This is a genomic window from Wolbachia endosymbiont (group A) of Cydia splendana (assembly GCF_947179475.1).
Lineage (GTDB): Bacteria > Pseudomonadota > Alphaproteobacteria > Rickettsiales > Anaplasmataceae > Wolbachia > Wolbachia pipientis.
In genome coordinates, this window is the sequence record NZ_CAMXBP010000001.1 from 189,372 (window position 1) to 202,724 (window position 13,353).

Annotated in this window: 12 protein-coding genes and 2 pseudogenes; 7 read left to right on the plus strand and 7 right to left on the minus strand. The window is 33.6% G+C overall.

The window, feature by feature from the left end:
- Positions 1–24: 24 nt before the first annotated feature.
- The 3 genes and pseudogenes from OM961_RS00900 to OM961_RS00910 all read right to left on the minus strand — a co-directional run bounded on the left by OM961_RS00900 (position 25) and on the right by OM961_RS00910 (position 4,863).
- Positions 25–2,502, minus strand: a complete 2,478-nt coding sequence (locus tag OM961_RS00900; RefSeq protein ID WP_264339159.1) for a coiled-coil domain-containing protein — start codon at positions 2,500–2,502, stop codon at positions 25–27.
- Positions 2,503–2,753: 251 nt separating this feature from the next.
- A pseudogene (locus OM961_RS00905) lies at positions 2,754–3,482 on the minus strand (IS5 family transposase).
- A gap of 103 nt (positions 3,483–3,585) precedes the next feature.
- Positions 3,586–4,863, minus strand: a complete 1,278-nt coding sequence (locus OM961_RS00910) for an adenylosuccinate synthase (protein WP_264339160.1) — start codon at positions 4,861–4,863, stop codon at positions 3,586–3,588.
- A 180-nt stretch (positions 4,864–5,043) separates the two neighbouring features.
- Between OM961_RS00910 and OM961_RS00915 the strand changes: the two genes are divergently transcribed.
- Positions 5,044–6,648, plus strand: a complete 1,605-nt coding sequence (locus OM961_RS00915) for a hypothetical protein (RefSeq protein WP_174515883.1) — start codon at positions 5,044–5,046, stop codon at positions 6,646–6,648.
- A gap of 51 nt (positions 6,649–6,699) precedes the next feature.
- Here the strand turns inward: OM961_RS00915 and OM961_RS00920 are convergent, their stop codons facing one another.
- Both OM961_RS00920 and ccmC read right to left on the minus strand, forming a co-directional pair.
- A complete protein-coding gene (locus tag OM961_RS00920) occupies positions 6,700–7,116 on the minus strand; it encodes a GNAT family N-acetyltransferase (protein WP_083250453.1) in 417 nt (138 codons plus the stop codon).
- 8 nt (positions 7,117–7,124) lie between these two features.
- Positions 7,125–7,835, minus strand: a complete 711-nt coding sequence (gene ccmC / locus OM961_RS00925) for a heme ABC transporter permease CcmC (protein WP_264339161.1) — start codon at positions 7,833–7,835, stop codon at positions 7,125–7,127.
- 135 nt (positions 7,836–7,970) lie between these two features.
- On the opposite strand from ccmC, the gene OM961_RS00930 reads away from it, so the two are divergent.
- The 6 genes and pseudogenes from OM961_RS00930 to OM961_RS00960 all read left to right on the plus strand — a co-directional run bounded on the left by OM961_RS00930 (position 7,971) and on the right by OM961_RS00960 (position 10,682).
- Positions 7,971–8,801, plus strand: a complete 831-nt coding sequence (locus OM961_RS00930; RefSeq protein ID WP_264339162.1) for a pyruvate, water dikinase regulatory protein — start codon at positions 7,971–7,973, stop codon at positions 8,799–8,801.
- A 49-nt stretch (positions 8,802–8,850) separates the two neighbouring features.
- The gene (gene ykgO, locus OM961_RS00935; RefSeq protein WP_006279631.1) at positions 8,851–8,979 is read left to right on the plus strand and encodes a type B 50S ribosomal protein L36; all 129 of its coding nucleotides are present in this window, start codon (positions 8,851–8,853) and stop codon (positions 8,977–8,979) included.
- 49 nt (positions 8,980–9,028) lie between these two features.
- The gene (locus tag OM961_RS00940) at positions 9,029–9,343 is read left to right on the plus strand and encodes an FtsB family cell division protein (protein ID WP_010962526.1); all 315 of its coding nucleotides are present in this window, start codon (positions 9,029–9,031) and stop codon (positions 9,341–9,343) included.
- 79 nt (positions 9,344–9,422) lie between these two features.
- Positions 9,423–10,130: pseudogene (locus OM961_RS07500) on the plus strand (IS3 family transposase); the annotation flags it as partial.
- 233 nt (positions 10,131–10,363) lie between these two features.
- Positions 10,364–10,525, plus strand: coding sequence for a DDE-type integrase/transposase/recombinase (locus OM961_RS00955; protein WP_010082071.1), 162 nt, complete (start codon positions 10,364–10,366; stop codon positions 10,523–10,525).
- Positions 10,518–10,682: an IS3 family transposase gene (locus tag OM961_RS00960; protein WP_264339163.1), complete on the plus strand. Its 165-nt coding sequence runs from the start codon at positions 10,518–10,520 to the stop codon at positions 10,680–10,682. Before OM961_RS00955 ends, OM961_RS00960 begins: the two co-directional genes overlap by 8 nt.
- A gap of 100 nt (positions 10,683–10,782) precedes the next feature.
- Here the strand turns inward: OM961_RS00960 and OM961_RS00965 are convergent, their stop codons facing one another.
- Both OM961_RS00965 and OM961_RS00970 read right to left on the minus strand, forming a co-directional pair.
- Complete coding sequence (locus OM961_RS00965; protein ID WP_264339164.1) at positions 10,783–11,865, minus strand: efflux RND transporter periplasmic adaptor subunit; 1,083 nt, start codon at positions 11,863–11,865, stop codon at positions 10,783–10,785.
- A 201-nt stretch (positions 11,866–12,066) separates the two neighbouring features.
- Positions 12,067–13,149: a Fic family protein gene (locus OM961_RS00970; protein ID WP_213863077.1), complete on the minus strand. Its 1,083-nt coding sequence runs from the start codon at positions 13,147–13,149 to the stop codon at positions 12,067–12,069.
- Positions 13,150–13,353 lie beyond the last annotated feature (204 nt).

Here is a 13,353-nt window from a genome sequence, read left to right on the forward strand (position 1 = left end):
GTTGCAACTTAACCCCAACCATCTTCACAATGATACCCTACCTACGTTTCTACTCTCTGCCACCTTCTCAATAGAACTTATAGGACTTATGTTGAAAGATAAATCATTATCACAATTTTCTTCATCGCTATCAAGTCCACTATCAACGCTTAAAGATCTGAGTAATGTTGTCTTCTCTCTCAGTGGAACATAAGACTCATTATCAACGCTTGAAGATTTGGATAACCTTTTCTTCTGTCGTGGAGCATTACCAGACTCATTAGAAATTTCTCCCGTTAATTGATTGTTGAAGCTCCTTTGTTCATCAGCACGAATTTTTTCTTCCAGTCCATCAAGCATTCCTACCAATTCATCACCCCATTCATTTTCTTCTTCTAATAATTGTTTACACTTTTCTTTCTCACGCTCTAGCTCGTTTCTTAACTCTTCGACTTTATCTTCATCTTTAGTGAGTTCAAGTGTAAGCACCTTATCTCCTGGAAATTCCTCGTACTCGTTTTCTAGTTCTTCAATGTTGAGTTTTAGTCTCTCTTCTCCAAGTGTATCTTGTAAATCGCTATCCTGCCTATCTGATTCTTTAATCTTTTGCTCAATTTCTACTTGTACCTTATATTCCTGATCTAATTCTCTTAGCTGATCTTTCAAGCGCTCTTTCTGCTGGCGTCGTTCAACCATTATCTGTTCCGCATCTTCTCGTGCTTGATTTAGCTCTTTTTCCAAATTCTTCTTTCCTGCATTAACAATTTTCAGCTCTTCCTTTAGCTTTCTTTTTTCTTCATATACACCTTTAAGTTCTTGTGCTTTCCCTTGTAGCTCTTTTAACACACCTGCTAATTCTTCATTTTTTTGTGCCAGTTCAGTTTGCAATTCCGTGTTTTTTTGCTCCTCTTTTTCAAACCTGTCTTGTAAATTGCTATTCTGCTTCTCTAACTTTACAATTGTTTGATTAGCTTCTGCTTGGGTTGTTTCTAGTTTCTCCTGTAGTCGCTGATTTTCTTGTATTAATTCATGGTGCTTTTTATTTATCACTTGCAACCCTGCTTCTATTTCTTGCTTCAATTCAACAGCTTCTTTTTTCAAATTTGACATTTCTTGCTTCAATTCAACGTTTTTTTCGGACAGCATCTGATTATTTAAAATCAATTCATCCATTTGTTGTGAAGCAAATTCTGTCTGAGTTCCAGTGTGCTGTAAATTGACTTCCGTTTTAGTTTCGATTTGTTGTGAAGCAACTTCTGTTTGAGTTTCAGTGTGTTGTAAATTGACTTCCGTTTGAGTTGATGCATTGCTATTAATAGAAGGAGGAAGGCTATTGTCAGCATCAACTTTAGGGTCTAATTCTCCCTCTGGTTCCTCGCGATAGGCCGCTATAGACTCATTTTGAAAATTATTATTAGCAGTAGGTACAACATCAGCAGCCTTACCTTTTTCTAGTACAGCATCATATAAGGAGAGACCTTGAATATATAATTCATCGTTTTGCTTTATTAATTCTAAGATCTCATCCGATAGCACAAAATCTTCATCATTAAATTTTAGTACTTCAGTTATGCCATCGCTACTCACATTCATAATCATGGTACACATTTCGGATCCATCCTTTACAGGCCAAGTGCTTTTCATTTCATAATATGCGCCCTCTTTAAATTCATAATATCTTTCCTTACCTTTCCGATGAGCGTGTATTTCATGTTTTTTATTGCAATAGATATTCAGCTCTTTAATATCTTTCTCTTGCTGTAAAATGTCACTAATCCTGGTTTGCTCACTTCTATTGTAATTAATAAGATTGATATTCAAAACTCTATGAGTGTTATCAGTTTCTGTGTAATAAGCTCGAAACTCTACGCCTTTCTCTCCAAGATATTTACTTGCAGCTTCTTTTCCCTGCTCTGCCAACTTTATGCATTTATCTATATCTTCCTTAAAGCTCTTATTAGCAGACTCTGTTACTGCTTTATCTATGTACGTTTTTTTAAAATCTCCATCATTTATTAGGTCATAAAAACTCCACTTATCCCCAAAAGCCCTCTGCACGTAAGTGAAATTCTTTTTTTCCTTTAGTTTTCCTAAGAACCACACCTTTTCTTTCAGATTTTTCAGTTGAAAGCTTACCCTTGCCTTTACACTAGAGTTTTTGGCAGGAATACTAACTTCTTCTAATTCTTTAAGTAATTTGTTATTTTTTATAATTGAGGAGCAAAACTTTACAATAGCAGAATTTGCAAACGAAGGATCTTTTTTTATATCTTCATCAATAATTTCTTTAAAACGTGCAAATTGAGGTAGAACATAAAAATTGATTATTTCTTTTTCTGATCTTGTTTTATTAGCATAAGAGATATCACCTAATTGTGAATATAACTCTTTTAATGTATAGTAGATAAGCGTAGAGTAATAAACCTCCCTATTCAGTGAAGTTGGTCCAATACACTTTTCAAGTTGATCACCTGTTTTTCCTGCCTCTGCTGTTTTTTCTTCTTTAGCCAAACTTCCAATCATAATACACCTCCTTAACTATATTTATATTATACCAATTAACATATATTAAAAGAAATCAAACTGTATAACCTCGCCCTACACTAACTTTTATGATTACTTAATTGTGTGAAAATAACTGCAAGTGTTAAACTTGAGCTTTTATTTTTCATTATACATTTCTTACTACATGTTTATACTGCTGTCTTGCATAATAGACTATTCGAAGTTACACAAGTATTTTTTTTATTAGATAAGAGTTAGTAAGAGCCTGTTCATAATTTTTTCAGAAGTAAGGCAGTGAAAGCCAGAACTACCATTTGTAGGCTAGTATTGAGTTTTCGCTCACAATTTTTCCACAATCTTCTACATTTTTCTAACCAAGCAAAAGATCGCTCCACAACCCATCTTTTGGGCAATACAACAAAGGAACGTAATTCATTTCTTTTGATCACTTCAACGGTTGCACCAATAATCGTTTTTATTTGAGTTACAAAATTCTCTCCAGTATAGCCTGCATCAACCAGTACATTTTTAACTTCCGAGAGGTTTTCTTTTGCATTTTCGACCATTCTCACAGCACTGCTACGGTCAGTTATCTCTGCTGTTGTTGTATAAATTGCATGCTTGCGTATCTACTGCAATACGGCCCTGAAATCTTCTTGCCTGCATCATAGCTTCAGCAGTATCTGCATTTTTTATACTCTGTGCATCAATTATGCAGAAGCTTTTCCGACCATTGTTTTGTCGCAATTATTTTTTTTTAATACCAGCTCCAGAACACTTTCTTTATTTACATCTGGTTTTTCACTCCACTTCTTAAAATAGTCGTAACAATTGCGCCATTTTGGGAACTCTTTTGATACCATTCTCCACTAGCAACCACTTTTTAACACGTATAACACTCCACAAAATATATCATGTAAATCAAGTGTTCTTGGTTTTGTCTTCTTTCTGCAAGATTCCAGATCTGCTACAATAATCTCAAACTTTTCTCGACTTATGTCACTTGGTTATAAACTTCGCATATCCTACTTTATATACTTTATCCTCTCACTTTATCTCTTTTTTGAGATTACGTACAGGCTCTAAGATACAAAGACGTTTTCAGAAATCTTTAAGCTTAATAACATCCTCTCTCTTTGGACTAGTTGAGATTAGATGAATTGGTACACCTATTAATTTTTCTAACCCTTCTATATATTTTATTAAATTGATAGGCAATGTTTCAATCGACCTTTTACCTTGAGTGTTTTCTTTCCAGCCAGGAAACTCTTCATATATTGGCTCTAATTCCCCTTGTATTGAATGCGATGCGGGTAAATAATCATATATTTTTCCGCTATACTTGTAACCAGTGCATATTTTAATTGTATCAAAAGAATTAAGCACATCTAATTTGGTTAATACAATGCTTGAAACTCCAGAGAGTTGTACGGCCTGGCGCACTAAAACTGCATCGAACCATCCGCAACGCCTTCTTCTATTGCTCACTGTTCCAAGTTCCTTACCTATAGTAAACAAGCTATCTCCTACTTCATTTTTCTGCTCAGTAGGAAATGGGCCATTGCCCACTCTTGTTGTATAAGCTTTTACCACACCAATAATGTAAGCATTGGAGGATAACCCTGAGCCTGTTATTGCTTGCGATGCTACAGTATTACTTGAAGTAACAAAAGGGTAAGTTCCGTGGTCGATATCTAAAAATGCGCCTTGGGCACCTTCAAATATTATTTTCTTACCTTCTTTCATCAAGTCATTTAATATCTTCCACACAGGTTTTTTATATGAAAGAATTTTTTCTGAAATCTCTTGAATTTCCTTTAATATTTCTTCTTTTTTAACCACCTGGTAGTTAAGGCCTTTCCTGATAGCATTGTGGTAATTCAAAAGAGTATCCACTCTTTTATTGAGCTCATCTGCGTTTTCTAAGTCACAAAGGCGTATAGCTCTCCTTCCAACTTTATCTTCATAACATGGCCCTATCCCTTTGTTTGTTGTACCAATTTTGTGATTTCCATTTAAATCTTCAAATAGCTTTTCCTTGTCCTTATGTATGCTAAGTATTAATGGACAGCTCTCGGATACCATCAAGTTGTTATAGTTTACGTCTACTCCTTTAACTTTCAATGACTCTATTTCTGAGATTAGAGCGTGTGGATCAAGAGCAACGCCATTTCCTATGATAGATATTTTGCCTGGCCTCAAAACAGCAGAGGGCAGTAAATTTAATTTATAAACCTCATCATCTACTACTATAGTGTGCCCTGCATTATTTCCTCCCTGAAATCTCACAACTACATCTGCATTCTCAGAAAGATAATCTACTATTTTACCCTTGCCTTCGTCACCCCATTGCAGACCAACAATTACAATGTTATTCATCATTATTTTCTAGATTAATACATAAATATTAATGCAGTACGCTACAAATGGAAAGAGAAATCTACGCCTTTCCTACACCCCTTAAATAAAGAAATATACTGTCGATTTTCTTAATATATTACAAAATTATTCATCATTATATGATATAACTTACAGCATATTTACAGTAAGGTGTTATTTATGAAAGAGACAAAAGGAAAAAATAATAAGAGTCCAGTAGTTAGATTAAAGGCCACAGCTAAAGAGTTCAATTTTAGTAAATTAAGAGCAGATCAAGATAATAAATTAGCGAATTCCGGTGAAACAATGTTCTTAGATTTTCAAAGGATGAATTTTATTATTAACGGAAAAGAAATAGATAAAAATCTTATTATTGCATTTAAGGAAGGAGCTAAGCACCGCAAAAGCGAACTTTTTAATAGTGATGATATATATAATGACGAAATATTTAACAAAAAAGGAACAAGAGAAATAGATACGGATCATGGCAAAGCTTTTGTTGCTTCAGTACTCGAAGATATTGAGAAAGAGCTTGTAAGTAATGCATTGGGTGAGCTATGGAAAAATCACTGTGAAAATTCCAAAACTGCTAATCATCAAAAAACCGATTCATATAAGAAAGAATTTGAAGAATTTTACAATGCTGGCCAAAGGTATATCCATCTATTACCAACAGAGAAAGATGAAAACAAGGATTACCGTTCCTTTGCAAAAGAAGTTTTCAAAAAAATGTTCAGATACGCTGGGGCAGAAGTTCCAAGTGATGCTATTTTAGAAGAGCTAGTTACCAATTGTAATCAAGCAGGGTATGAGGCTGCTCCATTTATACAAACCCAACTTGCACTTGGACAGTCGTTCATAGTAGAAAATCCTAAAAAAGTAATAAACATTGATTGTGCTAACCAAAATAATGTGAGAATTAGATCTGATATGAGGCTACCAATACTCTCTGTTAAAAATCAAGTTATGCATGGCGATAAGATATGTAATCTGTCTAGTTCATTGGAATTTACAATTGAATCTCACAATGGTGAAGACTTTGTAACATACAGAGATGGTAAATTGTCACTTACTATTCCTAAAGAGTTAAAAAATTATAAAGATAATGGCAAGAGCTTGTTTGACATTATTAAAGAATATTTTCAGAAATTCTGTGCAAAATTAGGATTTAAACCTGAGACAAAAATACAAATAGAGCATGGCTTCGGTGCTCAAAGTAACTATTTAGATGGTACAATATCAACCACAGGATCAGATGCAAATGAAGAATTTATCAATCTTTTAAGCGAAAATCTCAGAGAGAGGTTATTGGGGTCAGGAGTTGCTCTAGAAGATGAAGATGTTGATGATGTTGTTGAAGTCAGAGTATCTACCGTTATAGATCTATTGAGTGATTATGCTAAATTGGAAGATAATAAAGAACACAGAGAGTTATTAATAAGTAAAGTAGCAGATAATTTAGGACTTTCCACTCAAGATAAAACAGCACCAGAAGTATTGATGGAATTAGGCTCTTTACCTTCTTTGACAAAAGGTCAGGTTAATCATAATCAAGTGCAGTCTGTTGTAAATACTTTTATTAAGTTAATTATTGAAGGGAAAAGCGAAGTATACAAAAAAGGAGGTGCGATTAATGCAATTGATGCAATTCATAAGGAGATAGATAAGGCAATTGTTGAGCAAGAAAAAAAAGCAACCAACAAACAAGATATAGAAAATGATAAATGGACAGATAGAATCAAAAAACAGAATTATTCTGCGGAATCACATGAACATTTACCTTAAAGATATTAGTAGGCTCTTTAAATATTTTAGAGTTCATGGTTACAACGGTTGCTATTTTACAGTGCATCTCACAACACTTTCTTCAAAAATATACATGTTAACATACCCTGGACGTACAAGATCACACTTATACCCAAGCTTTTCATAAAATACTTTCGCTTTTTGAAAATTCATGGTTGCAACGGTTGCTATTTTACAGTGCATCTCACGACCATAATCATGAACTTCTTCCATTAGCTGCTTTCCCATACCTTTTCTTCTATAATCAGAGTGCACCCAAAGCAAGTCAGTGTAAATTGAACCATAGATAACAAAACCGCTACAACCTACAATAATTTGTTCAGTATCATCGCGAATAAAAAAAGCAAATGGGTTACACGTACCTTTATCAACGGTTTCTTCATTAATCTTTTTGAGTAGGAATTCAATGTCTTTGCTACTTGGTGATGTGGTGTGTTCTATTTTCATCTCTCGGCCTAATACCGCATACTGATTTCTCTCTTTATCTTATATAAATTAATTAAGTAAAGTGAATACAGTATCCACACTACTAAAAAAAATGTGGCACAAAACATAAACATTGCAACCAGTGGCAACAGCAGGGAACTTTCTATTGCTATTCCACCTTTTCTCAAAATGCTTGCTGGCTGATGGAGAGTGGACGATAAATTCACGGAAAATTTTACTATAGGAATATTTATAGCACTAAAGATGGCAAATACTGCTGCTGATTTTTCTGCCCTCGCTTCATTATCAAAAGCGCTCCACAATGAAAGGTAGCCAACATATAGGAAAAATAAAATCAGCATTGAAGTAAGCCTTGCATCCCATACCCACCAAGTGCCCCAGGTTCCTTTTCCCCAGATGCTGCCTGTGATTAAGCATATTGCCGAAAAGACTGTCCCTGCAGGAGCAGCAGCATGTGCCAAGACACTAGCAATGCTATTGTTCCATACCAATGAAATGAAACCAAGTGATGCAATTAATCCATATATTCCAAGAGCAAGCCATGCAGAAGGCACATGAATGTACATGATTCGTACAATTTCTCCTTGTTTATAATCTTCTGGAGAGAAGAATAACGCCAAAGACATTCCAATTAAAAAACATGCGAAACAAATAACCCCAAGCCAAGGTAGAGCTTTCTTAGAAAAATAAGAGAAATTTGTAGGCTTTAATAAAAACATTCGTTTTGAGAATAATTGTGTTAAGAATTTACCAATTAGTTTGAGTTTTATCAACAGGATAGTTTTTCTATATTTACGTAGGTCAACAAATTAGCATAATTTCAGTAGCAGATTGCTAGCTATTATTTTTAGTATATGACCCTTAAAAAGCTTAATCTACACTTAGTATCAGATTCAAGTGGTGAAACTGTTATATCAGTTGCAAAATCAGCTCTGAAACACTTTCGTTCTGTAGAAACGATCGAATATGTTTGGTCTTTTGTAAAAGGAGAAGAGCAGATTGACAAAATTCTGGAGGAAATTAATAGGAAAAGTGATGAGCATAATTTTGTTATATGCACTATTACTGATGATGAGCTAAGAAAATATCTAAAAGATAACTGTATAAAGTTGAAAATTCCCTATAGAGCAATATTATCACATATTATTAGAGAAATTTCGTCTTATCTTGAAATTGAAAAAGACGAAAAGCTTGACTTGCATACTGAGATAAATAACGAATATTTTCATCGCATTGAGGCAATAAACTACACTATTAATCATGATGATGGACAAAATATTCAAGATATTGATAAAGCAGATATAATTTTGGTTGGAGTTTCACGTACATCAAAATCTCCCACCAGTACGTATTTAGCTTACCGAGGCTATAAGGTTGCAAATATTCCTTTTGTTAGTGGGGTACCCTTTTATGTCGACTTGGCAAAATTAAAAAATAAACTAACGATAGGGGTAACAATAGACGTAAGTAGGCTAATAGAAATACGCAAAAATAGACTTACTTCAATTAACAACGAAGATAATAATATATATGCTAACCCTGAGAAAGTAGAAAAGGAAATTAAAGAAGCAGAGGAGCTCTTTAAACAGAATAACTGGCCAATTATCGATGTCACGCAAAAGTCGATCGAAGAAGTATCAGCAACAATTATACAATATTTTAATAAAATGTTATCAATTGACTAACTCTTGATAAGTGATTATAATGTAAAGTAATTTAATTCTTACTATAGATATGAAAGTCAAAGGGTCGCTAAAATCTCATCGTAACAGAGATAAAAATTGTAAAGTTGTGAAAAGGGGTGGTAAGATTTACATTATAAATAAGGTAAAGCCAAGGTGTAAAGCGCGTCAAGGTTCTTAGCTTTTTGTTCACCTTTTCATGTTATATATTTTTTATATGTGAAAGTACGGTGCTTATATCTAAAAAGAAGCAAAAGTTACTGTGTTTAAGCGCAGCCTTACTCATTTCTTCCCTTACATTATATTTCAGCATTAGCACAATTACAGGTAAACGTGGCTTATTGACGTTAATCGATTTAAAAAAAGAAATCGAGTACAATAAACTTTTGCTAAAGGATGTCTCTTCTGAAAAGGAAAAGTTGGACAACAAAGTATTTGGCTTATATGAAAAAAGCTTAGATTTAGATCTGCTTGATGAGCAAGCAAAAAATGCTTTAGGTTATGTGAACCCTAATGAACTTATGGTTGTTCTTGACGTGGAATAGCAGTAGTGACCTTACCCAGAAAAAGTGGAGAGAAAGAAAAGAGTTTTTTTGGGTAAAATAAAATTTTGGAGGATTAGAAATGGTAAGAGAATATACGGCAGAATTCAAATTGGAAGCTGTTAAGCTGGCAAATGAACAAAGAAAGGTAGGTCAACCAGTTGCAAAAGTAGCAAGAGATCTAGGAATAAGGGATAGTGTATTAGGAAAATGGATGAAGAAATATAACGAAAAAAAGTCAGCGGCAAATGCATTTCCAGATGTAGCACCTTATGACAAAGAGAGGTTTGATTTACAAAGCAAGAGTAACAAGGGAAAGAGACATTTAAAAAAAAGCCCTGGCCAGTCAAAAAGAGTAAAATATTTTTTTATATAGTAACTGCTATAAAGTACAGGAATTATGTAGGATTTTCTGCTAGTGGCTACTATAAGTGGACCACAAGAAAAATAAGCAGTAGAGAATCAGCAAATAAAGAGCTACTCGAAGCTATTCAAAAAATATATCAAGTTTCTAAATGTAGATATGGAGCTCCTAAAATTCATGCTGAATTGAAGGCTTTGGGTAAAAGTTGCAATTTGAAAACGGTGCAAAGTATTATGCAGAAAAATGACATCAGGGCTATACTGAGAAGAAAGTTTAAAATTAAAAAACAACAAACAGATAATAGAGCTGTAGCTCCCAATATATTAGATCAAAACTTTATTGTTGATCAACCAAATAAAGTATGGGATTACTTACATCAAAACCAAGGAGGGATGGCTATATTTGGCAGCAATAATTCTCACGTATGGTAGTTAATCTTACTATTACCCACAAATAAAAACATAGTATTGTATTTACTCAAATAATTTAATTTTATTAACCTGAAAGCTTATTAGATTAAAATTATTAAACTAAGAGTTATAATTTTAGCAACTAAAAGCTGTAAATTGCACCATATAAACAGTTATTTCAAGCAAAAGTTATGCCATTAAGAGCTATGCAACAAACATTTATATTTGTGGGTAATAGTAAGGTAGTTAATGAGTAGTGCAATAAATAAACAATTGGTTATGAACTCTTTATTAATGGCCATTAATAGGCGTAAACCTGTTAAAAATCTACTGCTGCACAGTGACCAAGGTTCACAATATACTGCGCAAGGGTATCAATATCTCTTAGCTGTAAAGAATATAGATGAGTAATAAAGGCTGTTGTTACGACAATTCTGTTGTGGAAAGCTTCTTCAGTTCTCTAAAAAGGGAGTTACCAATAGACACCTCTCGGCACTCTAAACAGCATATCAAAACTGCTATATTTGAATATATAGAAATTTTTTATAACAAACAACGTTACTATTAACTATTGCATTCCTGAGCACTTTGATTCATCATTCTCTTTGTGAAAAACATTCCAAACTTTCTCTCCACTTTTTCTGGGTAAGGTCAAAGGATCTTATGTCTTAAACCTTATCACCAGGCTTAACAAATAGGTGGCCCAATACTATTAACTTTATGGGTTTACCTTCGTTATTTGCTACTATCCAAACCCCATCGCTCTCATGATCAACAATTTCTATTGGTGCAAATACTACATAATTATTATCATCAACAATCTTTATTCCAAGAGCACCTTCGTCACTTAAGCTCAGGGCTGAAGAAGAAACTTTATATGCAAATCTTTCGCCTGAAGGTAGCCTTACGTTGGCAGTTAGTCCCTGCAAGGATATCATTTTATTATTAGTTACCTTTACTTCTACCCTATAAGACCCAGTTTTAGGCTCAGCAATTTTACTAATAAAACTTACTTCACCTGCCAATTCTTTTCCGTCCAGCAAATTAATTTGAGCTGTGCTGCCTAGCTCTATTTTATTTACTTCATTTTCCGAAACGTATAACACTACAAGAATTTGATCGAAATTAACCACGTCAGCTATTTTTTGCCCAGCATTAACAAAATCCCCTTCGTTTGCATTGATTTTATCAATATAACCATCTATAGGAGATGTGACTGCAGTATTTTCTAAATCCAATTCTAGCCTTTTTAGGTCAGCTTTTGCACTTTGTAACGCAGTAAAAGCTGCTTCTACTTGTATTTGTGCCCCATAGCCTTTTTTATTCAGTTTGTGAGAGGAATCATACTCAATTTCACGCTGCTTTAATAAAGCTTTGGCTTTCTGAGCTTGCTCAATCCTGTCATAATCTTCTATCTTTAACACTACATCATCTCTTTTTACCTTTTCACCATCAGGTAAATAAATAGCAATAATCTTACCACTTATTTTTGAGACAAGGCTAGCTCTATGTAAGGGATTTACTGTACCAGAAAAATTTAAATATATAGTGCGGTTTTGCGGCGCACGTTCTTGAGTTTTTACTGAAAAGCTACTAGTTGCATTATCGCTATGAACCGCCTGATCTTTTTTTAAAAATGCACTGCTGATAAAAAACAGTAGAATAAAAGCAATACTGGAAATGATGATTACTTTATTTCTCATCTTTAAACAATAGAATTTGTTGACCAATCTTGTTAGAAACAACTGCATAAATTTTCGAATCAGAAATGTAAGTATAATACATGTACCATTGTCACTCCATAAATAGTTTTATATGAGAACAAACACAAGATTTTCCTATAATAAGTAAGTTTTTTATTGCTAAAATGCAATTTTTAATCGAATAAAATTGCAAACAAAGTTGTGCATAAGACTGGATTTAAAAAAATCTCGAAAAACATACTAAAACTTTTAAATAATAACTTTATATCTAGTGGCTTTGCCTTCTCCAAGACGCTGTAAGTATTTCATCCCTAGCAGTTTCTTTGTAATTGCCTCTACTGTTCTTGGAGGAAATCCTAGAGCTTCTATAGCATCTTTTCTACTAAATTCTTTATCTGCAAGGCTAAGTGCCCACTCCCAGAAGAATAATTGTTTTCTTGATAATAAATATTCAGTATTCTCCCTCTCAAGAATATAATGCGCCTCATTTGCTTGCGTTTTGAGCACATTAAGAAAAAATATTAACCATGGGGAAATATCTTCTTTGCCACTTTTCCAGCTACTTTGTGTTTTATTAAGCGCTAAATAGTAATCAAGTTTGTTAGTTTCAATTATCTTTTCATGTGATACAATAGATACAAAATCATAACCCTGCTGCAACAGCATTAAATTAGTTATCAATCTACTAGTTCTGCCATTTCCATCTTGAAAAGGGTGTATTGCCAAATACTCAAAAACAAAGTTAGCAACAATAATAAGAGGATGCTTAAATTTATTATTTAAGGACCAGTGATACCAATCAATAAGCTCTTGTACTTCCTTTCTAACAAGGTAAGGTGGTGTGGGATCAAAAATTATACCAACAACTTTTCCATTCTGATCTTTTGCCTCAACTCTATTAGAACTTGCTTTGTATTTTCCTCTATGATACAAATCTTTTTCACTATAAAGTAGCATCTGGTTGTTAATGTGCAATATTGATGACTCACTAATTGGAATATCCGTATAATCATGAAATATTAGTTTAAGCATTTCTAAGTAGCCAGCAATTTCTTGCTCATCTCTATTTTTAAATTTTTTGACACGTAGGTTTTTATATAGATCCTCAACTTCTTTATCGGTTAGACGATTTCCTTCAATACGGTTAGAAGCGCCAGAAGATGTAACAATAACTGAATGAGTTAATCTTTCAATTGTTTGTGGTAGTAGTTTTTTCGTTATCTGCCAGCTATTTTTAACACTATCAACTGCAGTAATTAACTCGTACACTTGCTCAATTACAGGCCCTTCTAGGTTGAGACGCGTACTAAGACGAAAATTCTTCCAGTTCATATTCTTCTCACATGCATATTATGTGAGATAATGTGAGATAATGTGATAAAAGTCAATAGTAAACTTTATATGCACAGCAGAGCTAACTACAAAAATTATACATTTTCAAGTGATCCTAACCATATCAAAAACTACAGGGCAAAGCTGTTAGAGGAAGGCTTAATTAGTTAAAAATTTCAATCTTATGTAAAATATTGTCTTATT

Excerpts from the sequence above, each read along its gene's own strand:
- OM961_RS00965 (WP_264339164.1), bottom strand. The coding sequence starts at position 11,865 with ATGCAGTTGTTTCTAACAAGATTGGTCAACAAATTCTATTGTTTAAAG.
- OM961_RS00955 (WP_010082071.1), top strand. The coding sequence starts at position 10,364 with ATGAGTAGTGCAATAAATAAACAATTGGTTATGAACTCTTTATTAATG.
- ccmC (WP_264339161.1), bottom strand. The coding sequence starts at position 7,835 with ATGTTTTTATTAAAGCCTACAAATTTCTCTTATTTTTCTAAGAAAGCT.
- OM961_RS00910 (WP_264339160.1), bottom strand. The coding sequence starts at position 4,863 with ATGAATAACATTGTAATTGTTGGTCTGCAATGGGGTGACGAAGGCAAG.
- OM961_RS00915 (WP_174515883.1), top strand. The coding sequence starts at position 5,044 with ATGAAAGAGACAAAAGGAAAAAATAATAAGAGTCCAGTAGTTAGATTA.
- OM961_RS00920 (WP_083250453.1), bottom strand. The coding sequence starts at position 7,116 with ATGAAAATAGAACACACCACATCACCAAGTAGCAAAGACATTGAATTC.
- ykgO (WP_006279631.1), top strand. The coding sequence starts at position 8,851 with ATGAAAGTCAAAGGGTCGCTAAAATCTCATCGTAACAGAGATAAAAAT.
- OM961_RS00930 (WP_264339162.1), top strand. The coding sequence starts at position 7,971 with ATGACCCTTAAAAAGCTTAATCTACACTTAGTATCAGATTCAAGTGGT.
- OM961_RS00960 (WP_264339163.1), top strand. The coding sequence starts at position 10,518 with ATGAGTAATAAAGGCTGTTGTTACGACAATTCTGTTGTGGAAAGCTTC.
- OM961_RS00970 (WP_213863077.1), bottom strand. The coding sequence starts at position 13,149 with ATGAACTGGAAGAATTTTCGTCTTAGTACGCGTCTCAACCTAGAAGGG.
- OM961_RS00900 (WP_264339159.1), bottom strand. The coding sequence starts at position 2,502 with ATGATTGGAAGTTTGGCTAAAGAAGAAAAAACAGCAGAGGCAGGAAAA.